The sequence below is a fragment of the Microvirga yunnanensis genome (assembly GCF_025460875.1).
In genome coordinates this window covers 19,830-41,938 of record NZ_JAMXFI010000010.1, presented here as the reverse complement: position 1 = coordinate 41,938, position 22,109 = coordinate 19,830, and the positions used below count along the sequence as shown (strand labels likewise).

The window sequence follows — 22,109 nt, the reverse complement described above, 5'->3', positions numbered from 1 at the left end:
GGTTCTACTCCGTCCGGATGCGCGGGTCGATCAGCCCGTAGGCGATGTCGACCAGAAGGTTGATGAGGACGATGAAGAGCGCCAGCACCGTGATGGTGCCCTGGAGCACCGGGTAGTCGCGGTTCGAAATGGCGTCGAAGGCGAGCGTGCCCATGCCGGGCCAGTTGAACACCCGTTCGATGATGACGATGCCGCCGATGAGGCCGCCGAATTGCAGGCCGATATAGGTGACGAGCGGAATGGCGGAATTGCGCAGGGCGTGCTTGTACAGGACGACGCGGTCGCGCAGGCCTTTCGAGCGCGCCACCATGATGTATTGCTGCGAGAGCGTCTCCAGCATGGAGGTGCGCACGAGGCGCACATTGGTGGCCGTGAGGATGATCGCCATGGTGAGCGCCGGCATGACGAAGCTCTCAGGGCCTTCCATGCCGCTCGGCGGCAGGAGGCCGAGCACGATGGAGAACAGCAGCACCATCATGATGGCGAGCCAGAAGTTCGGGAAGGACAGGCCCACCAGCGACAGGATGCGGATCACCTGGTCCGGCCAGCGCCCCCGGTTCACGGCCGCGTAGACGCCGAGCGGCACCGACAGGACGATCGACGCGAGAAGAGACGTGAAGGCCAGAAGGAGCGTGGCCGGGAGGGCGTTGGCGATGAGCATGGAGACAGACGTGCCGCCCATGAAGCTCTTGCCGAAATCTCCCCTCACCATGCCTTCGAGAAAGGCGAGATACTGCACGTAGAACGGCCGCTCGAGCCCGAGCGCCTGGCGGATGTTCTGCAGATCCTGCTCGGTGACGTTGCCGCCGCCCATCAGCATGATTGCGGGATCGCCCGACAGGCGGATCGCGAAGGAGACGATCAAGGTCACCGCAAGGACCACGAAAACGGCCTGCAACAATCGTTTGAGGATGAAGCCCGCCATCCTGAGGTCCTTCTTGCTCTTGGAAAAACGGCCCCGCTCGCGCGGGGCCTTCTTTTATGTTTCGCTCCGGACATGGCCGCGAAGGTCCATGTCCTGGTCGGTCCGTCACTCGACGGTCGTTTCCGTGAAGCGGAAGCGGCGGTCCGCGGGCGCGTCGAAGTTCTTGACCCGCTTGTTGACGCCGTAGAGCGTGTTCTGGTTGTAGAGCGGGATCTCGAGCGCCTGATCGGCCACGTAGCGCGCGACCTCCTGCAGAACCTTCTCACGCTCCTTCACGTCATACATCGTGCGCTGCTTCTCGAGCAGGGCGTTCAGCTTGGGATCGTTGTCGTAGGGGTTCCACTTCTCGCCCGAGTGATACATCAGGTAAGCGGTGTTGTCGTAGTCGAAGGTCCAGCCGCCCCAGGCATTGTGCCAGGCCTCGCCCGTCTTGCCGTTCGGAATGATGTCGTTGAGCAGAACCGGCGGCTCATGCGGCTGCAGCGAGGGCTTGAGGCCGAGCGCCTGGAGGAAGCCGGCTGCCGCCTGCGCGACCTCGCGGAAGGTGGCGTCGTTGCCGCGGAAGTCGATCCGCACCGGCGCGCCGGCCGGCACTTTCGCCTGCTGCAGCATCTGCTTCGCCTTGGCGAGATCGAAGGGCAGAGGCTTCAGGCTCGGATCGTTGCCGAAGGACAGGTCCGACTGGAAGCTCGCGATCGGCTTGGCGTGTCCGAGGAGGACCGCCTTGATGATCGCGTCCCGGTCGATCCCCATGATCAGCGCCTTGCGGACATTCACATCCTTCGTGATGCCGTCACGGGTGTTGAGGCGCAGGGCGACGACGGTCGGGCCGGTGATGCTCAGCAGGCTCAGATTGGGGCTCTTCTCCACGGTCGGAGCGAGGCCGAACGGGATCAGGGTGGCGACGTCGATGCGGCCCGACTGGAGCTCGGCCACCTGGGTGTTCGCCTCCGAGATGAACCGAGTCACGACCTTGTCGAGCTTCGGGGCGCCGCCCCAGTGCTCGGGAAAGGCCTCGAGGGTCAGGCTGACCTTCGGGCTGTATTCCGCGAACTTGAACGGCCCGGTGCCGACCGGGTTCATGTTGAAATAGGCGTCACCCTTCTCCTGGATGTATCGGGGCGGCACGATCATGCCGCCATAGCCGGCGAGCTTCGTGAGCAGAACGGGATCCGGCTGCTTCATGACGAAATCGACGGTCGAATCGTCGACGACCTCCACATGGTCGATGGTGTTGTAGTTGGACTGCTGCGGCCCCTTCCTGCCCTCCTCGCCGAGGAGACGGTCGAAGGTGAACTTCACGGCCGCCGCATTGAACGGCTCGCCGTTGTGGAACTTCACGTTCTGGCGCAGCTTGAAGCGGATGCGGCTGTTGTTGTCGAGGAACTCCCACGATGTCGCGAGGCCGGGCTTGAGCTTCATGTCGGCGCCGCGAGCCGTGAGGCCGTCGAAGATGTTGTTGGCGGCCGACGACCAATCGACCAGGAAGGTGTCGATGGGGTCCCAGCTGCCAGGATCGATGGCGACGGCCGTGGTCAGCGTTCCGGCCGCCTGAGCTCCGGACGCCATCAGCGGCGCCGCGGCGACTGCGGCCATCAGGCCCAGCGCCTTCAGGGTGGTCGAGAATGTCATCGTGATGTCTCCTCTGGAAAATCGTCTCTCACGCGGCCCCGCGAAGCGGATCGGACTCGATCGCCACCCAATGTCCGGGTTCGACCTCGCGCATGCGGTGAATGGCGGGCTCCTGCCCGACCGGGCGCACGGGGCTCGGGATCTCTCCCTCGATCCGGGTCTTGGCCCGCTCGCGCTGCGGATCGGCAATGGGCACGGCCGAGAGCAGCTTGCGGGTATAGGAATGCTGCGGGTTCTCGAAGATCGCCTGGCGCGATCCGAGCTCGACGATCTGACCGAGATACATCACCGCGACCCGGTGGCTGATCTTCTCCACCACGGCCATGTCGTGGGTGATGAAAAGGTAGGAGAGCCGCTTTCTCTCCTGAAGCTCCATGAGCAGATTGACGATCTGCGCCTGGATCGACACGTCGAGGGCGGACACGGATTCGTCCGCGATCACGAGCTTCGGATTGCTCGCGAGCGCCCGCGCGATGCAGATGCGCTGACGCTGGCCGCCCGAGAATTCATGCGGGTAGCGCCTGGCATGCTGCGGCTGCAGGCCGACCTGCTCCAGCAATTCGTGGACCCGCCGCTCGCGCTCCCTCCGGTCGTTGATCAGGCCATGGACGATGATGGGCTCGGCGATGCTGTAGCCGACGGTGTGACGCGGATCGAGCGAGGCGAAGGGGTCCTGGAAGATGTACTGGATCTCCTGGCGCAGGCGCCGGCGCTCACCCTGGCTCATGGCCGCCATGTCGCGCCCGTCGAAGCGCACGGTTCCGCCGGTCGGCTCGACGAGCTGCTGCAGGGTGCGCCCGATGGTGGACTTGCCGCTGCCGGACTCACCCACCAGCGCCAGGGTCTCGCCGGGATAGATGTCGAAGCTCACCTCTTCGACCGCATGGACCCGGTGGGTCACGCGCCCGAAGAAGGTCTTGCCCACGTCGAAGCGTGTGGTGAGCTTGTCCACCTGCAGGATCGGCTTCGTGTAATCGGCCGTATTCTGCTCGTGCGTATCGCCGACCGCCTTGGCGACGCCGCCGTCCATCACCATCACGGGGGTGCGCTTGGGCAAGGGCTGCCCTGTGAGGCTGCCCAGGCGCGGCACGGCGGAAAGAAGGGCCCTGGTATAGGGATGCCGGGGTGCGGCGAAGATGTCGCGCACCGGCGCCTGCTCCACCTTCTCGCCCTTCCACATGACCACCACGTCGTCGGCCATCTCGGCCACCACGCCCATGTCGTGCGTGATGAAGATGACGGCGGTGCCCATCTCCTGCTGCAGGTCGCGGATGATGTTGAGGATCTGCGCCTGGATGGTCACGTCGAGCGCGGTCGTCGGCTCGTCGGCGATCAGGAGCTTCGGGTTGCAGGCGAGCGCCATGGCGATCATGACGCGCTGGCGCATGCCGCCCGAGAGCTGGTGCGGATAGCGGTCGAGCAGCTTGTCCGCATCGGGCAGGCGCACCTTCTGGAGCAGCTCCTTGGCCCGCAGACGGGCGTCCCTCCCGTTCAAACCCTGATGCAGGATGAGAGTCTCGGAGATCTGATTGCCGATCGTGAAGACGGGGTTGAGCGACGTCATCGGCTCCTGGAAGATCATCGCGATGTCGTTGCCGCGGATCTCCCGAAGCCGGCTGTCGGAGGCCTTGACGAGATCGATCGCTTCGCCCCCGTCGGGGCGGAACAGCACCTGCCCTCCAGTGATGCGCCCGCCCGTGTAGTCGGTCAGGCGCATGATCGCCAGGGAGGTGACGGATTTTCCCGATCCCGACTCGCCCACCACCGCCAGGGTTCTGCCGGGCCGCACGTTGAAGCTGACATCCCTGACGGCTTTGAAGGCTCCGTTGCCCGTGCCGAACTCCACCGACAGGGAGCGAACCGACAGGAGAGCTTGGTCCTGAGACCTACGATTGGCAGTATCCGACATCCATCCACGCTCGTGAGCCGGCCCTGACCCAGCGGAAGGCCTAGCCAGTACCTTTATGATACCTGTCATCCATCACAGTTCCCGAACGGGTCCGTCAAGCACTGTTTGCGTCAGATCAGGCCATCGCAGGGATCATAGATCGGAGCCACTGGGAAATGCCAGCGCGCTTGTTACGTCGTTACCCATTCGCCGCCGCGCATGAGGGGTTCGGCCCGCCCGTCCTGGGTGATGCCGTCCACGTCCACCTGGTCGGAGCCGATCATCCAGTCGATATGGATCAGGCTCTTGTTGGAGCCGTGGGAGGCGAGTTCCTCCTCGCTCATCGTTCCGCCGTTGCGGATGCACTTGCTGTAGGCCTGGCCAAGGGCGATGTGGCTGGAGGCATTCTCGTCGAACAGGGTGTTGAAGAAGAGAAGGCCGCTCCGAGAGATCGGCGACGAGAACGGCACCAGCGCCACTTCCCCGAGGCGGCGCGCGCCCTCGTCGGTATCGAGCACCTTGTTCAGCACCGCCTCTCCCGTGCGCGCCTTGCTCTCGACGATGCGGCCGGCCTCGAACCGGACCTGGATGTCCTGGATGAGGGTGCCGTTGTAGGACAGCGGCTTGGTGCTGGACACGATGCCCTCCACCCGGTCCTTGTGCGGCGTGGTGAAGACCTCCTCGGTCGGGATGTTGGCGTTGCACACGACGCCGTTCTTCGCCCGGGTCGAGCCCCCGTTCCACTCGTGCCCGTCCGCGAGACCCACGCGGAGATCCGTGCCGGGGCCGCGGAAGTGAAGCGCCGCGTAATTCTTCTCGTTCAGCGTCCGGGTGCGCGCCTGCAGGGTCGCGTTGTGGGTTTCCCACGCGGCGATGGGATCCGGCGTATCGACCCGGGAGGCCGAGAAGATCGCCTGCCAGAGCTTGGCCACGGCCACCTCTTCCGGGTCGTCCGGGAACACCGTCCTGGCCCAGGCGGGTGTCGCGGCGGACACGATGGTCCAGTTGATGTCGAATCCCGCGATCATGTTGAGCGCTGGCATATAGGCCTTGGAGCGGGCCCGGTTGGCGCGCGAGACCTTTTCCGGATCCTCCTTGGCGAGCAGCGACGGATCCTCGCCCACGATGGCCAGCCGGGCAGCGCCATTTTTGTAGGCCGCCGCCATGCCCTCGTAGAGCCAGGCCGGAGCCGTGTCGAAGCTCTCGTCCCGGCCATTCCGGAAGCGCAGGAGCGCGCTTTCCTCGTCGGAGAAGATCGTGGTGACCAGGGAAGCGCCGGCCTTGTAGGCGTGCTCCGTGATGCGCCGCACCAGGGCGACCGCATCGAGAGGCCCGGTCACGACCAGTTCCTGGCCCGGCTTCAGCCCCAATCCGACCCGGACGGCGACTTCCCCCAGACGATCGAGAAGCTTGGCGTGGGACGCGGCATCGGTCGGATTCCGGAATTGTTCGTTCATGGTCTTGGGCTCTCGAAGCAGAAATGATGGCCGGAGAGGCTACACGGCTCAGACGCCGGCGCAACCTCGATGGGGAAAAATCTCATGAATGCGGTGGCTTGACCGCGCCGAGAACCTCGGGATCGAAAGCGATGCTCTTGATGATGGCATGGACGGACATGCCCGGCCTCAGGCCAAGCTCCGCGACCGACTTGCGGGTCACGCGCGCCACGAGGCCGTCGCCGCCGCAATCCAACTGCACATCGACACTCGCCTCCTCGGAGTCCTCGATCGAGGAAACAAGTCCGGGCAGGACGTTCAGGGCGCTCATTCCCGCCGGCCTGTGCAGAGACAGCATGATGTCGCGAGCACGCAGGCGCACGCGCAGGACCGTTCCGACAGGATGGTTCAGGCGCGGCACCGTCAAGGTTCCGGCTCTGGCCTGCAGGACCGTGAGAGCAAAGGGATCCTCGTGCCGCAGCACCCGGGCGTCGATCAGCGCACCCGCTTCGGCGAGGCCCATAGGCACGAAGAGATGGGAATGCCGGAGGATCTCCGAGGCGGGCCCCGCTGCCGTCACACGCCCCTCGGACAGGACGACCACGGCGGTGGCGAGCCTTGCGATCTCGGCCACGGAATGGCTCACCAGGACGATCGGCACCCCGCCTTCGTCGCGCAGCCGCTCGAGATAGGGATAGATCTCGGCCTTTCGCGCCTCGTCGAGGGAGGCCAGCGGTTCATCCATGAGCAGCAAGCGCGGATCCGCCAGAAGGGCCCGCCCGATGGCGATGCGCTGCTTCTCGCCGCCCGACAATGTGGACGGCCGCCTCTCGAGCAGATGGCCGATGCCGAGAAGGTCGACGACTCCGTCGAAGCTCGTCTTCCTCTGCTGCCTGGGCGTGAACCAGCGCCCGAAGAGCAGGTTCTGCCGTACGGTGAGATGCGGGAAGAGACGTCCCTCCTGGAAGACGTAGCCGATCCGCCGGCGGTGCTTGGGAACGAAGATGCCCTGCGCCGTATCGACGAGCACCTGTCCCTGCACGGCGACCCGCCCCTGCTCAGGCCGGATGAGCCCGCCGATCGCATTCACGATGGTCGTCTTGCCGGAGCCCGACGGACCGAACAGCGCGGTGAGCTTTCCGTCCGATCGGAAGCGTGCGTCCAGGACAAATCCACCCAGCTCGTGCCGGACGTCGACATCGAGACTCATGACGCGTGAGCCCGCCGTCCGACCCGTCGCGCCAGCCATTCGGAGCTCCAGAGCGCCGCAACCGAGATGGCGACGGACACGAGAGTCAGCCGCATCGCGCCGCCCTCGCCTCCCGGCACCTGCGTGAAGGCATAGATGGCCGTCGGGATGGTCTGCGTCTCGCCCGGGATGTTGGACACGAAGGTGATGGTCGCGCCGAACTCGCCCATCGCCTTCGCGAAGGACAGGACCATACCGGCGATGATGCCCGGCAGGATCAGCGGCAGCGTCACGGCGGCGAAGACCCACACGGGATGGGCGCCCAGGGTGCCGGCTGCGTCCTCGAGCCTGCGGTCGACCGATGCGATGGACAGGCGGATCGCACGCACCAGCAGCGGGAAACCCATGACCGCGCAGGCGAGCGCCGCCCCCGTCCAGCGGAAGGACAGGACGATGCCGAACTGCTCGGCGAGAAACGCCCCGATGGGTCCGCGCCGCCCGAACCCGATGAGCAGGAACCAGCCGACGACCACCGGTGGCAAAACGAGGGGCAGGTGTACCATCACGTCAAGAGCCTGCCGGCCCCAGAAACGCCCGCGCTCGAGCAGCAACGCGATCGCGATTCCCGGCACGAGGCTCGCCGTCATAGCCACGAAGGCGACCTTCAGGCTGAGACGGACGGCCGTCCATTCTTCCGGGGAGAGCCAGTCGGTCACGAACCGGAGGCCGCCTTGCCGACGACCGTGAAGCCCTGCCGGTCGAAGAAGGGCCTGGCCTTCTCCGTGCGCAGAAAGGCAAGGAACGCCGCGGCGTCGGGATGGGTCGAGTCCGTCGTGAGCGCTACCGGGTAGACGATCGGCGGATGGCTCTCTTCCGGGAATGTCGCGACGATGCTCACGTTGGGATCGGCAACGGCATCGGTCTTGTAGACGATCCCGAGCGGTGCCTCGCCGCGGGAGACGAGCAGGAGAGCGGCCCGGACATTGTCGGCCTGCGCGACCTTGTCCTTCACGCCGGCCCACGCCCCGAGAGACTCGAGCGCCGCCCTGCCGTACTTGCCGGCCGGCACCGCATCCACGTGCCCCATGGCCAGGCGGTTGCTGCCGAGGATGGATGCGAGATCGATTCCGGGCCGGAGCGCGACCTGTATCGGCGAGCCCTTGGGCGCAATGAGGACCAGGGAATTGCCGAGCAGGCTGACCCGGCTCTCGGGCTTGATCAGTCCCCGGGAGGCTGCGTAATCCATCCAGTCCAGGTCGGCCGAGAAGAAGAGATCGGCCGGTGCGCCGGCCTCGATCTGCTTGGCCAGGACGTTGCTGGCGGCATAGGAGACCGTGACCCGCTTCCCGGTCTCCCGCGTCCAGGCGGCGCTTGCGTCATCGAGGGCATTCTTCAGGCTGGCCGCCGCGAACACCACCACGTCCCGGGTCTCCGCTCCCGCTCCGCCAGCCAGCGCGAACATGGCGCCGAACATGGCGAGAAGACCGAAGAGGCCCACCGTCGCAAGCCTCCCGGTCGAATGTCGTGCCGAACGCATCTCGTTCCTCCCGGCTGGGATGTCCTGATTGGTGCAGGCATCCTACCGATCCTCGACCGGCCATCAAGCCGGTCGACGGCGCGCCGACGGCTTCTTCACGCTGGATCGGATCAGCCGGTAGCCGAGCAGCACGGCGACGATGGCCGCATAGACGATCGGCTCGGGCGGCCAGGATTTGACCACAAGCAGGAAATGAAGCGCCGCCCCGATGGCCGCCGCGTAGACGAGGCGATGCAGCTTCGCCCAGGCCTGTCCGCCCATGCGCCGGATCGCGGCGTTGTTGGAGGTGACGGCCAGAGGCACGAGAATCACGAACGTCGCCATGCCGATGGTGATGTAGGGCCGCTTCACGATGTCGGCCACGATGGCCGGGAGATCGAGCCCTTGGTCGAGCACCAGATAGGTGAGGAGGTGCAGAGCGGCGTAATAGAAGGCGAGCAGCCCCAGAGCCCTGCGGTAGCGCAGCAGGTTGATGCTGAACAGCTGGCGCAGGGGCGTGATCGCCAGGGTGGCGATCAGGAAGCGCAGCGCCCAGAGGCCGAGACCCTGCTCCAGGTAGCGCATCGGATCGGCTCCGAGCCGATCCGTGACGCCCGCATAGAACAGCCACACGGCCGGGATGAAGCCGACGAGATACACGGCGATCTTCGGCACCTGGGGCAAGGCGAAGCCTTTCTTCTCGCCCTGAACGGAGGCTCGTCCCGCCATCAGTAGAATTTCCGCAGGTCCATGCCGGTATAGAGGCTGGCCACCTGGTCGGCATAGCCGTTGAACATGAGTGTCGGACGGCGTTTCACGAACAGCCCGCCCTCCCCGATGCGCCGCTCGGTGGCCTGGCTCCAGCGCGGGTGGTCAACGCTCGGGTTCACGTTCGCATAGAAGCCGTATTCGCCAGGAGCCTGCCTGCTCCAGGACGTCTCGGGCTGCTTCTCGACGAAGCTGATCCGGGTGATCGACTTGATGCCCTTGAACCCGTATTTCCACGGAACGACCAGCCGGATCGGCGCGCCGTTCTGGTTCGGCAGGGTCTCGCCGTAGAGACCCACGGCCAGGATGGCCAGGGGGTTCATGGCCTCGTCGAGGCGCAGACCCTCCACATAGGGCCAATCGAGCACCGGGAACATGGATTGGACCCCGGACATCTCCTCGGGGCGATACGCAGTCTCGAAGGCGACGTATTTCGCGCTGCCCAAGGGCTCCACCCGCTTGATCAGGTCCGCCAGCGGGAACCCGACCCAGGGGATGACCATCGACCACCCTTCGACGCAGCGCATGCGGTAGATGCGCTCCTCCAGGGCCGCCGACTTGATGAGTTCCTCGACGGCGAACGAGGCCGGCTTGCCCACCATCCCGTCGACCTTGACGGTCCAGGGCGAGGTCTTGAGGGTGCCGGCATTCGCCGCGGGATCCTCCTTGCCGGTGCCGAACTCGTAGTAGTTGTTGTAGCTCGTGACGTCCTCGCGGCTGGTCTTCTTCTCGTCCGTGGAGAAGGGACTCTTGGCGGCCGACAGGGGCGCGGCCTCCAGGCCCAGCGGCAGGGCCGCGGACAAGGCCAGACCGGCGGCCCCGGCCATCCATTGGCGGCGGTTGAGATAGACCTCCCGGGGGGTGATCTCGGAGGGCAGGACATCGGCAGGGCGGCGGATCAGCACGGCATCACCTCGTTGGGAACCCATTGTGAATGGGTACACCCGAGAACGCCAGAGGTGCTCTCACGTTTGCGTTACAAGCTATCTTTTTCCGGTGGCCTGGACGAATTTCCGCGTGATCTCGCGCGGGTTGGTGATCGCGGTGCCGACCACCACCGCATGAGCCCCTCGCCTGAAGGCTTCCGCAACAAGATCCGGCGTATCGAAGCGCCCTTCGGCCACGACAGGAACCGGGAGTTCGGCCACGAGAGCCGACAGGAGCTCCAGATCCGGCCCCTCGGACTTTCGCGAGGCCGTCTCGTCCGTGTAGCCGGACAGCGTCGTCGCCACATAGGTGGCGCCGGCCGCATGGGCAGCGCGCCCCTCCTCCAGGGTGGCGATATCGGCGAAGACCTCTCGGCCGAGATCGGTGCGGATGCGGTCGATCAACCGCGCCACCGGCTCGCCGTCACGGGCGCGCGGGGTGGCATCGAGGCCGATGATGTCGGCCCCGGCCTTTGCGATCTGGGCCGCCTGCGCGAAGCCGGGCGTGATGTAGACCGGGAAGCGGTCGTCCCACACCTTGGCGATCCCGATGATCGGAAGCCCGGTCACGGCGCGGATCGCCGCGACATCGCCCTCGCCGTTGGCGCGGATGCCCTTGGCACCGCCCGCCTCCGCCGCCTGCGCCATGGCGGACATGTAGACCGGGCCGTGCAGCGGGTTGTCGGCACGGGCCTGGCAGGAGACGACGAGAGCGCCTTTCGGGATCAGCATGTCGGCTCCTACTTCACGGCCCCGGCCGTCATGCCCTGGATGAACTGGCGCGACAGGGCGATATAGAGAAGCGTGATGGGCGCCGCCGCGATGGTGAGGCCGGCGAACAGCATGCCCCAGTCGGTGGTGTACTCGCCCATGAAGGTGGTCAGCCCCTGCGGCAGGGTCTTGCGGGCATCGGTCTGGATGAAGACGAGCGGGAAGAAGAAGTCGTTCCAGATCGGCACCGCATTCTGGATGGCGGCGATCGCCATGGGCGGACGCGCCAGCGGCAGCATGACCGACCACATGATGCGGGGCTCCGAGGCGCCGTCGATGCGCGCCGCATCCTCGAGCTCCGCCGGCAGGGTGCGCAGGAACCCCGCCATGATGAACACGGTCGAGGGCAGGCCGATGGCCGTATAGGTGACGATCAGGCTCCAGCGGCTGTCGAGAAGCCCGAGATCCCGCAGGAGGATGAAGAGCGGGATGACGGCGAGCTTCAGGGGCAGCATCAGCCCGGCCAGGAAGAACAGCAGGATGAAGGTGTTGGTGCGCGACTCGTAGCGCGCCACCGCATAGCCCGCCATGGTGCCGAGCACCAGGATCAGGAGGATCGACGTGCCGGTCACCAGGACCGAGTTGACGAAATAGACCGGCATCGCGGTTTCGCCGAGCACCTTGGCGAAGTTCCCGATCTGCGTGAAATCCGGCAGGGCGAAGGGATGCTCGAAGATCTCGCCCGTCGTCTTGAAGGCGGACAGCACCATCACGACGACGGGATAGAGCATGATGAAGGAGTTCGCGATCAGGATGACCTGAGCGAGCAGGACGAACGGGATGGCCTGGCGGGTTGCCGGCGTATCGGACGTGACGGCGGTCAAAACTGGATCTCCCGACGGCGCAGCCACAGGGTCAGCATGGACGCGAAGACGACGATGAACAGGAACAGGAGCGTGGCGAGCGCGGAGCCCATGCCGAAATTCTGGATGCTGGCGCTCTGGTTGCCGAAAGCCGTGCGATAGAAGACGAGGCCCAGCACGTCGGTGGAGCCGAAGGGCGAGCCGTCGAGCCCCACCATCACGTAAGGGATCTCGAACCAGTTGAAGGCGCCGATGAAGAGCAGGGTGAACAGGATGGTGGTGCTCGGCGCCACCAGGGGCCACACGATGGTCTTGAGAAGCTGCCACTCGTTGGTGCCGTCGAGCCGGGCCGCCTCGATGACCTCCGGGGGAATGCGCTGCATGCCGGCGAGATAGACGAGCGCCGGGAAGCCCACGAAATGCCAGGCATTGGCGAGGATCAGCGCCCCGAGCGCCGTGGAGGAATTGCCGAGCCAGGGCTTGGCCCATGCATCGAGACCCAGGGAATACAGAGCCTGATTGATGATGCCGAAATTGGGGTTCAGGAAGAGCTTCCACAGGAAGCCGACGATGATGGTCGAGAGCACCACCGGGACGAAGATCGCGATGCGGTGGAAGCGGAAGCCGAACGGTTCCTTGTAGAGAAGCCAGGCCAGGAGGAACCCGCCGCCGTTCTGGATGATCATCAGGGCGACGAGCGCATAGACGTTGTGCAGGAAGGCGTTCCAGACCACGGGCGCCATGGTGGCGCCGAACAGCACCTCCCTGAAATTCTTCAGGCCGACGAACTCGCCGCGCGCCAGTCCCTGCCATTCGTAGAACGCATAGGCGAAGGCCGACAGGATGGGATAGACCACGAACAGCGACATGAACACGATGGGCGGGACGACGAGGAACGCCACCCATAACCGGTGCTTCAGCGTGCGGGGCTGCTGGCGCGAGACATGCATGGAATCAAATGCCTTCAGGATGGGCGGCGGGCGATGAAGCCCGCCGCCCTTCGTCGGAACCTTACTTCTGGAACGGCTTGTAATAGGTCGCGATGCCCTTGTTGATCTCGGCCGCGGCCTGCTCAGGACTCTGCTGACCGGCGAGCATCTTCTGCACGTTCGACTGCAGAAGCACCGAGCCGCTCGGCTCCTGGTAGCGGAAGCGCACGAGCATCAGATAGGACATGGAGTTCTCGGCGAGCTTCGCCACCTCCTGCGTGATCGGATCCTCGATCTTGATGCCCTTGATCGGCGAGAGGTTCTTGAGCGTGTTGGTGAAGGCGGTGCCGTATTCGGGGGTCGCCAGGAAGCGCACGAACTTGAGCGCGGCGTCCTTCTTCTCGGTCTTGGCGTTCACCGCATATCCGCCATCGTAATAGGTGGCGATTAGCGCCTGGTCGCCCGCCTTCAGGACCGGAGCGGGAAACACGCCGAGATCCAGCGTGGGGTTCTGGTTCTTGAAGTTCGCCACCTCGTAGGAGCCGCCCGCGAACATGGCCGCGCGGCCCGCCACGAAGAGCTGCTGAGACGACGGATAATCGACGCCGGTGAAGTTCGGCGCGAAATATTGGCTGATGTCCTTCAGCTTGGCGAGGGCATTGACGAAACGCGGGTCGGTGAAGTTGGCCTTGCCGGACACGATGTCTGCCTCGAACTCCTTGCCCAGCATGGAGGAGAGCAGTCCGCCGACGATGGTCTCGTTCTGCCAGGCCGTCGCCGTCCCGTTGGAGAACGGGTTGATGTTCTTGGCCTTGAGCGCCTGGGCAAGCGCCATCATCTCGTCCCAGGTCTTCGGCGGATTGAGGCCGTTATCCTTGAGGATCTTCTTGTTGTAGACGACGAGCTGCGCCTGCATGGCGAAGGGAACCGCGTACACCTTGCCGTCCGAGCGCAGGGTCTCGGCCGCGAGCGCCGGCTCCGGGAAGTTCGCCAGTTCCGGCACGTTCTGCTGATCCAGGGCGAGCAGGTAGCCGGGGGTCGCGATGGTCTCCAGGTTGCCGTAGGCGCGGACCTGGATCACGTCCGGGCCGCGGCCGGCCGCGAGCGCCGTGGAGAGGATCGTCTGATAGTTCTCGGGCGCATAGGTCTCGAACTTCACCGTGATGCCCGGCTCCTTGGCCTGGAACTTCTTGATGATGTCCTGGTAGAAGGCCTTGTCTTCCTGGCGCCAGCTCCAGAAGGTGAGCTCGGTCTGGGCCATGGCGGCGGTGCCGGAAAGAAGCATGCTGCCGGCGGCGGCAGCCATCAGAATGCGTCGGGTCAGCGTCATTGTCGGTTCCCTCATTGTTGAAGTCCTTGTCCTCCCACCGCGGGGCATGATCCTCGATCATGCCTCACGGGATTTCTTCAGCCATACGGCTCGGCTGCGATAACGAGAAACGTCGCGTCGTCATGGGTTTTAACACGCGGATAGGTGCCTGCCATGAGGTCGCTCCGCTCCCTGTCGCGCAATTCCTGCAACAGATCAGCGCCCCGGCCGGCGGCCAGCCGGGCATGAAGGGTGCGGTCCGAATAGGCTTCGAACACATCGACGAGACGCATGAAACCGTCGGTTGCAAGCACGATGGGGTCGCCCGATTTGACCTGAGCGTCGAAACGCAGGGCCTGTCCGGCCCAGGGCCGCAACGGGTTCACCACCCAGTAGCCGTCGGGCCGGTTGAGCCGGGCGCGGTTTTCGAGGATCTGGCGTCTTGCGGCCTCCGGAATGGAGCCGGGCGCATGCTCGCGGGCGCCGAGGGCCGCCAGCGTCTTCCTCTCGAACGGCTTCGCCCGTTCGTCGCTCCAGCGCACGATCCCCTGTTCGGTCGGCACCAGGGCGATCACGTCGCCCAGGAAGCGGCCATGGATGTCGATCCGCCCGTCCCTCCCCGACCGGGCCTCGATCAGGCCGAGGCAGGCGGAAGGGGCATGGTGATCGTCGACGGTCCGGACATGGGCGGTGGCCCCCTGGAAGGCCGCGGAAACTTCGGGTTCGAGGCGGTTCAGGATCGAGTCGGCGCTTCCTTCCGCGGCGAGACCCGTGAGCCTGTCGCCGACCAGGCCGGCGAGCCACGCGGCATCGCTGCCCGCGGAGGTGAGCTGCTCCTCGGACAGGCCGGTCGCACCGTCGATCACCCAGGCGAAAGGCCCGGACAGGCCGATCCCGTCCTCGTTGACACGGGAGCCTGGCAGGGACAGCCGGTCCAAAGGCCGGAAGCGGGGGATGGGGCTGGTCTCGTTCACGGCTTAACTGGTCTCATATTGGTTGCCTGCTGTCCATACTGGTCTTAACGGCTTTTAACATCCTTCCGGAGGATCAAAGGCCTTGCTCCGGATCGGTTTGATCGAATCCTGGGCTTGGGCGTTAGTGCTTTGATGAACCCTGAGGCGAAGGGACAGCCATGGTCACCCTGGAGATCGACGGCAAGGCGACTGCCGTGACGAACGCGGACGAGGATCAAGCCCGCGAACTCTTTCTCAGCGAGAGCTTTAAAGATGACCTAAAGTCGTTTAAGAGCGAGGGCCGCTCCCTCTGGGACGGCTCAGCTGCCTTGACGACACGGCCCGCATCGGAACACGAGATCGATGCCTTCTACGAAGCCCTGGACGAAGAGGACGAGGTCGACGAAGACGACGAAGACTATGACGACGACCTCGATATCGATGTCGTGTTCCTGGTGTCCATCGACGAAATTGACGACGCCGCTGCCTCCGGCTGATCATCCTTACCGGAGCCCTCGCAGGCTCCCCAGACACGGTTCAGCCTTATTCACATGCCTTTTCCCAAGACCAACCCCAGCCTCGAGCGCGCCCTTTCCGACCGAGGCTACAACGATCCGACGCCCGTCCAGGCTGCCGTGCTGCAGCCGGACGCTCTCGATCGCGACCTCCTCGTGTCGGCCCAGACCGGCTCCGGCAAGACTGTGGCCTACGGCCTCGCCATGGCGTCGACCCTGCTGGGCGACAGCGAGCGTTTCGAAACCCCGCGCGAGCCGCTGGCTCTGATCATCGCCCCGACCCGCGAGCTTGCTCTCCAGGTCAACCGGGAACTCATCTGGCTCTACGGGCCGGCCGGCGCGCGGGTCGTCTCCTGCGTCGGCGGCATGGACGTGCGCCGGGAGCAGCGGGCGCTCGACGATGGCTGCCATATCGTGGTCGGCACCCCGGGTCGCCTGCGCGACCACCTGGAGCGCGGCCGCCTCGACACATCGAAGATGCGCGTCGTGGTGCTCGACGAAGCCGACGAGATGCTCGATCTCGGGTTTCGGGAGGACCTGGAGTTCATCCTGGATGCGACCCCGGAGGAGCGCCGCACGCTCCTGTTCTCCGCCACGCTGCCCAAGAACATCGTCGCCCTGGCCCGGCGCTATCAGCGCGAGGCCCATCGTGTCGATACGCTGGTGGAGAACGAACCGCACGGGGACATCGAGTACCGCGCCCTCCGGATCGCGCCCAACGAGGTGGAGCACGCGGTCGTCAACGTGCTGCGCTTCTACGAGAGCCGCGGCGCCATGGTGTTCTGCCACACCCGCGAGGCCGTGCGACACCTGCATGCCAGCCTGATCGAGCGCGGCTTCGCGGCCGTTGCCCTCTCGGGCGAACTGACCCAGAACGAGCGCAGCAACGCCCTTCAGTCCCTGCGCGACGGGCGTGCCCGCGTCTGCGTCGCCACCGACGTGGCGGCCCGCGGCATCGACCTTCCGGATCTCGGCCTCGTGATCCATTTCGATCTGCCCAATGATCACGAGACGCTCCTGCACCGCAGCGGCCGCACGGGCCGTGCAGGCCGCAAGGGCGTCTGCGTGATGCTCGTGCCCTACACGCGCCGCCGCAAGGCCGAGCGTCTCGTCGACATGGCGGGCGTCGACGTGACCTGGGCCGGTCCGCCATCGGCCGACGAGATCCGCCTGCGGGACCGGGATCGGCTGATGCAGGACCCGATCTTCTCGGAAGAGACGACCGAAGAGGATCTCGCCATGGCGCGGGCGCTCCTGGCGCAACGTTCGGCCGAGGAGATCGCAAACGCCCTGGTACGCTTCCATCGCGCGCGCCTGCCCGAACCGGAAGAGATCGTCGATACGGGTCCCGACCGCGAGCCCCGTCAGCGCAAGGACAAGCGTGAGCGGCAGGAAGAGCGCCTGCGCGGCTTCAAGGACAAGGGACGGGATTCATCCGAGGGCGGATTCGAGCGCTCGTCCGAGGACATGGTGTGGTTCCGCATGAGCGTCGGGCGGCGCAACAACGCCGACCCCCGCTGGCTGCTGCCGATCATCTGCCGCCTGGGCCATGTGACGAAGAAGGAGATCGGCTCGATCAAGATCTTCGACCGTGAGACCAAGTTCGAGATCGTCAAGTCACACGCGCCGAAATTCGCTTCCGCCGTGCGCAAGACGAACGACGAGGATATCCGCATCGAGCCGGCCGATGCCGGACCGGGCAAACTCCGCGACACGAAGCCCCGCGATGGCAAGCCGTGGGACCGGCCGAAGGGCCATGGCCCCAAGGACAGGGGCGGCCCTCCCCCGCACAAGAAGAAGGACAGCCGGGGCCCCAAGGACGGCAAGCGCGCGAAGACCAAGGAGCGCTCGTCGGACAAGCGCCCCTGACGACGCGATCGGAACGGGCCGGGGCCGCCCAAATCCCTGGCCTGTTGCAGGAGAGTCGATCGCCGCGAGGACGACACGCTTCGGATTTCCCCTCCTCCGATGAGACGCCACCCGCGTGGCGTTCAGGCCCCCGGCATCGATCCCTATCCAGAAAAGCCAAGCTTGCATCTTCGTCGTGCCGACATCCGACCGTTGATGCTGCATTGCAGCAAAGGTATTGTGCGACGCAACATTGCCCACATATGGTGAGTTGGTTTCAGGACAACTCCTTACCCGGAAGGGCCCATGACAATGCAACGCTTAGGGACGATGATTCGGCAGCTGGCCCGTTACCGCCGCCAGTGGGAAACCGTAATGAAGGCGTCGAACGCCGCCGCCACCGCGTTCGATGCCACGCCGGTGCCGAGCCGGCTGACCGAGATCACGGGTTTCGGCTCCAATCCCGGCAATCTCCGGATGTTGACCTACGTTCCGGACCATACCCCTGCCTCCCCGGCTCTCGTGGTCGTCCTGCATGGATGCACGCAGACCGCAGCCGGGTACGATCACGGGTCGGGCTGGTCCGCGCTCGCGGATCGCTACGGCTTCCTCGTGCTCTACGCCGAACAGCAGGACGCCAATAACCCGAAGCGCTGCTTCAACTGGTTTCAAGCCGGCGACATCGAGCGCGACGGCGGCGAAGCCCTCTCGATCCGCCAGATGGTCGAGCATGCCGTTCGACAGCACGGCGTGGATCGCGGCCGCATTTTCGTCACCGGCCTGTCGGCTGGCGGCGCCATGACATCGACCATGCTGGCGGCTTACCCGGATGTTTTCGCCGGCGGGGCCATCATCGCGGGGCTTCCCTATCGCTGCGCGACCAGCGTTCCGGAAGCCTTCGAGTGCATGTTCCAGGGTCAGACGCGCTCGGCGGACGAATGGGGCGACCTCGTGCGTGGCGCTTCGTCCCACCGAGGGCCCTGGCCCAAAGTCTCGGTGTGGCACGGCAGTGCCGACGCGACGGTCAAGCCGATGAATGCGGGCGAGATCATCAAGCAGTGGACGAACGTCCACGGCGTGCCGGCTGCCCCGGGTCGCAGCGATACCGTGGATGGATACCCGCGCCGCGCCTGGACCGATGCGGCGGGGAACGAGATCATCGAGGAATACGTCATCACCGGCATGGCGCATGGAACACCCTTGGCGGTCGGCAACGACGAGAACAGCTATGGAGCAACCGGTCCTTTCCTTCTCGACGTGGGTATTTCCTCGAGTTACCGGATTGCCGCCTTCTGGGGATTGACGGAGCCGTTCGAGGCTAGGGCCGGGCTTCGGCCCGAGGCCCGCGAGACCCGCGAGACCCCGAAGGTCGTGGAAGCGGCTCCTCGACCGTTCCAGGCTGCACCGGGAGCCCTGAAGCAGGATGCGGCCGCCCGCAAGCCGCAGCAGGACGGACCATCGGCTTCCTCGCCACTCGACATCGGCGCCGTGATCACGAAGGCCCTCAGGGCGGCGGGACTGATGAAGTGAGGCCTGGCGATCGAGGATAGCCTCACGGCCTCTCGCGCATCGTGCGGACCCGGCAGGTCACAGACGTGGCCCGAACGATGCGCCAGCCAAGGGTGGAGCATCGATCCCAAACCCGGGCCCCCTTTTCACGTCCGATGCTCGAGGCCCGCGCCACTCACGGACAGGATCGAAACGCTCTCCCGTCATGGCCAGCCGGCCATCCCGATCCGGTGAGGCAAGGCGTTCCCAACAATCGGGATCACCGGGACAAGCCCGGTGATGACGTGGAGGATGATCCTCGCTGTGGCGTGACCTTTCCCACGTCATGGCCCCCTCCGCCCTTCCTGCCCCCCTCTCACGTCATGGCCGGCCTTGTGCCGGCCATCCCGATGCGGTGGGGCGCGGCGCTTCACCGTATCGAGATCACCGGGACGAGCCCGGTGATGACGAGGGGTGCTCATCCGGTCCAGCGATCAAGACAGGGTCCCGGACGATGCGCCGCTTCAGGATGTGAGCATCGGGTCGATCCCAAACCTGGGTCCCCTTTTCACGTCCGATGCTCTGGAAGCCCGAACTCCGCTGAAGCTCCCGATGACGGCTTGGCTCCCGCTCGGGCCGGTCAGGGCTTCTTCTCCTGGCTCAGCAGATCCTCCTGCTTGCGTCTTTCGCCCGTGACGCAGTTCATGCTGCCCTGCTGAGCCGGGATGACCAGCGGCCGTCCGACACCGATCCCGGCAATTTCACGCATGATCTTGGTCCGGACGACCATGGCGAACTGCTCGGGGTCGTGCAGAGGCAGGACGAAGGAGCCAACGCCACCGATGACGCACTCTCTGAAATACAGGTCGAGATCCGCCATCTCCGTGCTGCCGGCGGCCCGCCTGAACATGATCGGCAAGCCGTTGATGATGATGCCGTCCGCAACGGCCTCGTCCCGCGCATAGGTGACGTGGCGGCCGTCGTTGTTGGGGCCGTCGCCGGACACGTCGATGACGCGGCGGACAGGAGCGCCGCCCAGCTGCTCAAAGAGCTTGCGGCTGTAATCGATGATGCCCGAAATCGACGTCATCCCGGCTTGGCGAAGCGGCTGATACGCAAGCTGATTGGAAAAGGACACCGCTCTCTCGGGACTGTCGATCAGCGTCCACGGCATGATGACCCGTTGATCCTTCACGCCGGACCATTCGACATAGGTCACCGCGATGCGTCCATTGACGCCGTTCTCGATGGCCTCATGAACGAGGGACGAGCGGAAGGCATCGATAAAGCCCTCACGCTGCAGCCCCTGCTCCTCGCTTTCCATGGAGGACGATACGTCGACCGCGATGACCAGGGCAACGTCGAGTTGTGCGTCCGAGAGGCTGGGGCCGGCCGCAAGAACGTCACCGGCCAGGAGGAAAAGTGCGAGAGCACCCAGGAGCCTGTTGACCATGACCACCTCCGCTCCTGGCTCCCCATCCGCCGACGGCTGCCAAGATTGCTGTCTGTCAACGCTTCAGGCGGGGATTTGGTACGCAAGCGTGACCGATAAATCGGCGCGGCACCCTTCTCGGGCGTACGTTCGCGACACCTCGTGGGAGCGCCGGGTCGCTTCCGCTCTCCTGCCGGCCCCTGCCGATCCGTCCCTCCGGAGACGTAACAAAATCCACTCTCTATACGCAGAGCAGACAGGGGGCCGGTCTTTCGGTAATGATTTCTTACGCTACGCAAGGGGCACAGCCATGAAACCAGATATGGACTTGATCGGCGCACTCACCAGCTTCTCCGTCGGCACCCTCGATGGCTGCGACGCGATGATGGTGATCGAACTCGCGACCACGCCGGAGGAATACGAGAGCGGCATCCGCCGCCAGATGCCGATCGCGATGACGCCGGAGCATGCACGCGAACTCGGCCAGGCGCTGCTGCTTGCCGCCAGGGCCGCCGAGATGGGCGAGTCTCCGAGCTACGCCTTCAACTGATTCCCGCCTGCGGTCGAAGGACGCGATCCGTCCTTCTCTCATCGACGGGCCCTGTGAGAGCCCATGTCGACATGAAGATGATCGTGGTGCACCTCACTGGAGTCGGGGCTGAGCACCACATCGAAGACTTCGCAGGCTCCATCTCTGAGCGCGCGGAGAAAGGCGGATCGCCGTGAATGGCCTCCGATCGAGCACACCGTGCGAAAATGTGGACCCGGTTTTTCGCGTCGGACGGTGCGCCGCTCAAAGACTTGAGCATCGGAATCGATCCCAAAAGTGGACCCACTTTTCACGTCCGATGCTCGAGTCGGTCCACACGGTGACCTGCTGTCTATCCGCCAGCACGAACCCTGCAACGTGGATGGCATGGGCGGTCGCAGGTTCGCCGCGACGATCCTGGCAGCGATGATTGATGTGCGGCAGGCATGCGGACCGAGATGCGCGCCACGCGCCACGTCCTGTCCGGACTGCTCGCGGGCCGGCGGGCGCAACGAAATGCGTCTCGGGCGACGTCCAGGGATGCTCTAGAGCATCGGACGGAAAAGTGGATCCGGTTTTCCGTTCTGACCGATGCTCTCATTCAAGAAGAATGCATCGGATGGATCCCAAAAGTGCAAGTCCACTTTTGGGTCCGATGCTTTAGAGCCCATCCGCTGCCAAACCAGTCGAGGACCGATCGAGACGCGTCCAATCGGAAGCTCTTCGTCGCCGGCATCGGGCGCCGCCTTCATACAAAAAGAGCAAGGCGGACGGTCCGCCTTGCTCGTTGCCCGGGAGGGCTGCCGGCTCACCCGCGAGGGGCGAGCACGGGCTCATGGGATGGAGGATCAGATGGCTTCCTTGAGGTCCTTGGCGGCGCGGAAGGCGATCTTCTTCGATGCCTTGATCTTCACCGGCTCGCCGGTCTGAGGATTGCGGCCCATGCGGGCGGCGCGCTTGCGGACCTGCAGGATGCCGAGGCCCGTCAGGCGGATCTTGTCGCCCTTCTTCAGGCTCTTGGCGATCATGTCGACGACCTGGGTCAGCATCTCGTTGGCCTGGCGCTTCGGAAGCTCGTGCAGTTCGGAAAGCTTCTCCGCGATGTGGCGCAGCGTCAGGATTGGAGACGTCGTCGTGGAGGAAGCCTTCGCTACCTTCTTCACCGACGTTTTCTTCGCCGGGGCCTTGGACGCGGCAGCCTTCGAGGCTACAGCCTTGCTGGCGGCCTTTGCAGGCGCCTTGGCGACCTTCG

At 65.2% G+C, this 22,109-nt stretch carries 21 protein-coding genes; 4 read left to right on the top strand and 17 right to left on the bottom strand.

What is annotated here, in order from left to right:
- Positions 1-4: 4 nt before the first annotated feature.
- From NF876_RS07335 to NF876_RS07270, 14 genes are all read right to left on the bottom strand, one after another.
- Positions 5-925: an ABC transporter permease gene (locus NF876_RS07335; protein ID WP_262268146.1), complete on the bottom strand. Its 921-nt coding sequence runs from the start codon at positions 923-925 to the stop codon at positions 5-7.
- Between the two features lie 105 nt (positions 926-1,030).
- On the bottom strand, positions 1,031-2,557 hold the full coding sequence (locus NF876_RS07330; protein WP_262268145.1) for an ABC transporter substrate-binding protein: 1,527 nt from the start codon (positions 2,555-2,557) through the stop codon (positions 1,031-1,033).
- A 28-nt stretch (positions 2,558-2,585) separates the two neighbouring features.
- Positions 2,586-4,466: an ABC transporter ATP-binding protein gene (locus NF876_RS07325; protein ID WP_262268144.1), complete on the bottom strand. Its 1,881-nt coding sequence runs from the start codon at positions 4,464-4,466 to the stop codon at positions 2,586-2,588.
- Positions 4,467-4,636: 170 nt separating this feature from the next.
- Positions 4,637-5,902, bottom strand: coding sequence for an aminopeptidase (locus tag NF876_RS07320; protein WP_262268143.1), 1,266 nt, complete (start codon positions 5,900-5,902; stop codon positions 4,637-4,639).
- Between the two features lie 82 nt (positions 5,903-5,984).
- Positions 5,985-7,091 (bottom strand): molybdenum ABC transporter ATP-binding protein, encoded by a 1,107-nt coding sequence (gene modC, locus NF876_RS07315; protein WP_262268221.1) that lies wholly within the window; start codon positions 7,089-7,091, stop codon positions 5,985-5,987.
- Positions 7,088-7,786, bottom strand: coding sequence for a molybdate ABC transporter permease subunit (gene modB / locus NF876_RS07310; protein WP_262268142.1), 699 nt, complete (start codon positions 7,784-7,786; stop codon positions 7,088-7,090). The genes modC and modB overlap by 4 nt, the downstream gene beginning before the upstream one ends.
- A complete protein-coding gene (modA, locus tag NF876_RS07305; RefSeq protein WP_373696624.1) occupies positions 7,783-8,607 on the bottom strand; it encodes a molybdate ABC transporter substrate-binding protein in 825 nt (274 codons plus the stop codon). The genes modB and modA overlap by 4 nt, the downstream gene beginning before the upstream one ends.
- A 63-nt stretch (positions 8,608-8,670) precedes the next feature.
- Entirely contained in the window at positions 8,671-9,315 is a 645-nt protein-coding gene (msrQ, locus tag NF876_RS07300) for a protein-methionine-sulfoxide reductase heme-binding subunit MsrQ (RefSeq protein WP_262268141.1), read from the bottom strand.
- Positions 9,315-10,283, bottom strand: a complete 969-nt coding sequence (gene msrP / locus NF876_RS07295) for a protein-methionine-sulfoxide reductase catalytic subunit MsrP (RefSeq protein ID WP_262268140.1) — start codon at positions 10,281-10,283, stop codon at positions 9,315-9,317. The genes msrQ and msrP overlap by 1 nt, the downstream gene beginning before the upstream one ends.
- A gap of 54 nt (positions 10,284-10,337) precedes the next feature.
- The gene (locus NF876_RS07290) at positions 10,338-11,012 is read right to left on the bottom strand and encodes an N-acetylmannosamine-6-phosphate 2-epimerase (RefSeq protein WP_262268139.1); all 675 of its coding nucleotides are present in this window, start codon (positions 11,010-11,012) and stop codon (positions 10,338-10,340) included.
- Between the two features lie 8 nt (positions 11,013-11,020).
- Positions 11,021-11,875 (bottom strand): carbohydrate ABC transporter permease, encoded by an 855-nt coding sequence (locus NF876_RS07285; RefSeq protein WP_262268138.1) that lies wholly within the window; start codon positions 11,873-11,875, stop codon positions 11,021-11,023.
- Positions 11,872-12,804 (bottom strand): carbohydrate ABC transporter permease, encoded by a 933-nt coding sequence (locus NF876_RS07280; protein ID WP_262268137.1) that lies wholly within the window; start codon positions 12,802-12,804, stop codon positions 11,872-11,874. The genes NF876_RS07285 and NF876_RS07280 overlap by 4 nt, the downstream gene beginning before the upstream one ends.
- A gap of 61 nt (positions 12,805-12,865) precedes the next feature.
- Positions 12,866-14,113, bottom strand: a complete 1,248-nt coding sequence (locus tag NF876_RS07275; RefSeq protein ID WP_262268136.1) for an extracellular solute-binding protein — start codon at positions 14,111-14,113, stop codon at positions 12,866-12,868.
- A 77-nt stretch (positions 14,114-14,190) separates the two neighbouring features.
- The gene (locus NF876_RS07270) at positions 14,191-15,066 is read right to left on the bottom strand and encodes a hypothetical protein (RefSeq protein ID WP_262268135.1); all 876 of its coding nucleotides are present in this window, start codon (positions 15,064-15,066) and stop codon (positions 14,191-14,193) included.
- Positions 15,067-15,224: 158 nt separating this feature from the next.
- On the opposite strand from NF876_RS07270, the gene NF876_RS07265 reads away from it, so the two are divergent.
- The 3 genes from NF876_RS07265 to NF876_RS07255 all read left to right on the top strand — a co-directional run bounded on the left by NF876_RS07265 (position 15,225) and on the right by NF876_RS07255 (position 18,938).
- Positions 15,225-15,542 (top strand): hypothetical protein, encoded by a 318-nt coding sequence (locus NF876_RS07265; RefSeq protein ID WP_262268134.1) that lies wholly within the window; start codon positions 15,225-15,227, stop codon positions 15,540-15,542.
- A gap of 54 nt (positions 15,543-15,596) precedes the next feature.
- The gene (locus NF876_RS07260; protein WP_262268133.1) at positions 15,597-17,429 is read left to right on the top strand and encodes a DEAD/DEAH box helicase; all 1,833 of its coding nucleotides are present in this window, start codon (positions 15,597-15,599) and stop codon (positions 17,427-17,429) included.
- A gap of 291 nt (positions 17,430-17,720) precedes the next feature.
- The gene (locus tag NF876_RS07255; protein WP_373696627.1) at positions 17,721-18,938 is read left to right on the top strand and encodes an extracellular catalytic domain type 1 short-chain-length polyhydroxyalkanoate depolymerase; all 1,218 of its coding nucleotides are present in this window, start codon (positions 17,721-17,723) and stop codon (positions 18,936-18,938) included.
- 598 nt (positions 18,939-19,536) lie between these two features.
- On the opposite strand, the gene NF876_RS07250 is transcribed toward NF876_RS07255, so the two are convergent.
- On the bottom strand, positions 19,537-20,349 hold the full coding sequence (locus NF876_RS07250; protein ID WP_262268131.1) for a DUF1194 domain-containing protein: 813 nt from the start codon (positions 20,347-20,349) through the stop codon (positions 19,537-19,539).
- A gap of 289 nt (positions 20,350-20,638) precedes the next feature.
- Here NF876_RS07250 and NF876_RS07245 point away from each other — a divergent pair, with 289 nt between their 5' ends.
- A complete protein-coding gene (locus tag NF876_RS07245; RefSeq protein ID WP_262268130.1) occupies positions 20,639-20,878 on the top strand; it encodes a hypothetical protein in 240 nt (79 codons plus the stop codon).
- A gap of 38 nt (positions 20,879-20,916) precedes the next feature.
- Here NF876_RS07245 and NF876_RS07240 read toward each other — a convergent pair whose 3' ends face one another.
- Positions 20,917-21,246 (bottom strand): extensin family protein, encoded by a 330-nt coding sequence (locus NF876_RS07240; protein ID WP_262268219.1) that lies wholly within the window; start codon positions 21,244-21,246, stop codon positions 20,917-20,919.
- Between the two features lie 459 nt (positions 21,247-21,705).
- A complete protein-coding gene (locus NF876_RS07235) occupies positions 21,706-22,020 on the bottom strand; it encodes an HU family DNA-binding protein (RefSeq protein WP_262268218.1) in 315 nt (104 codons plus the stop codon).
- Between the last annotated feature and the right edge of the window lie 89 nt (positions 22,021-22,109).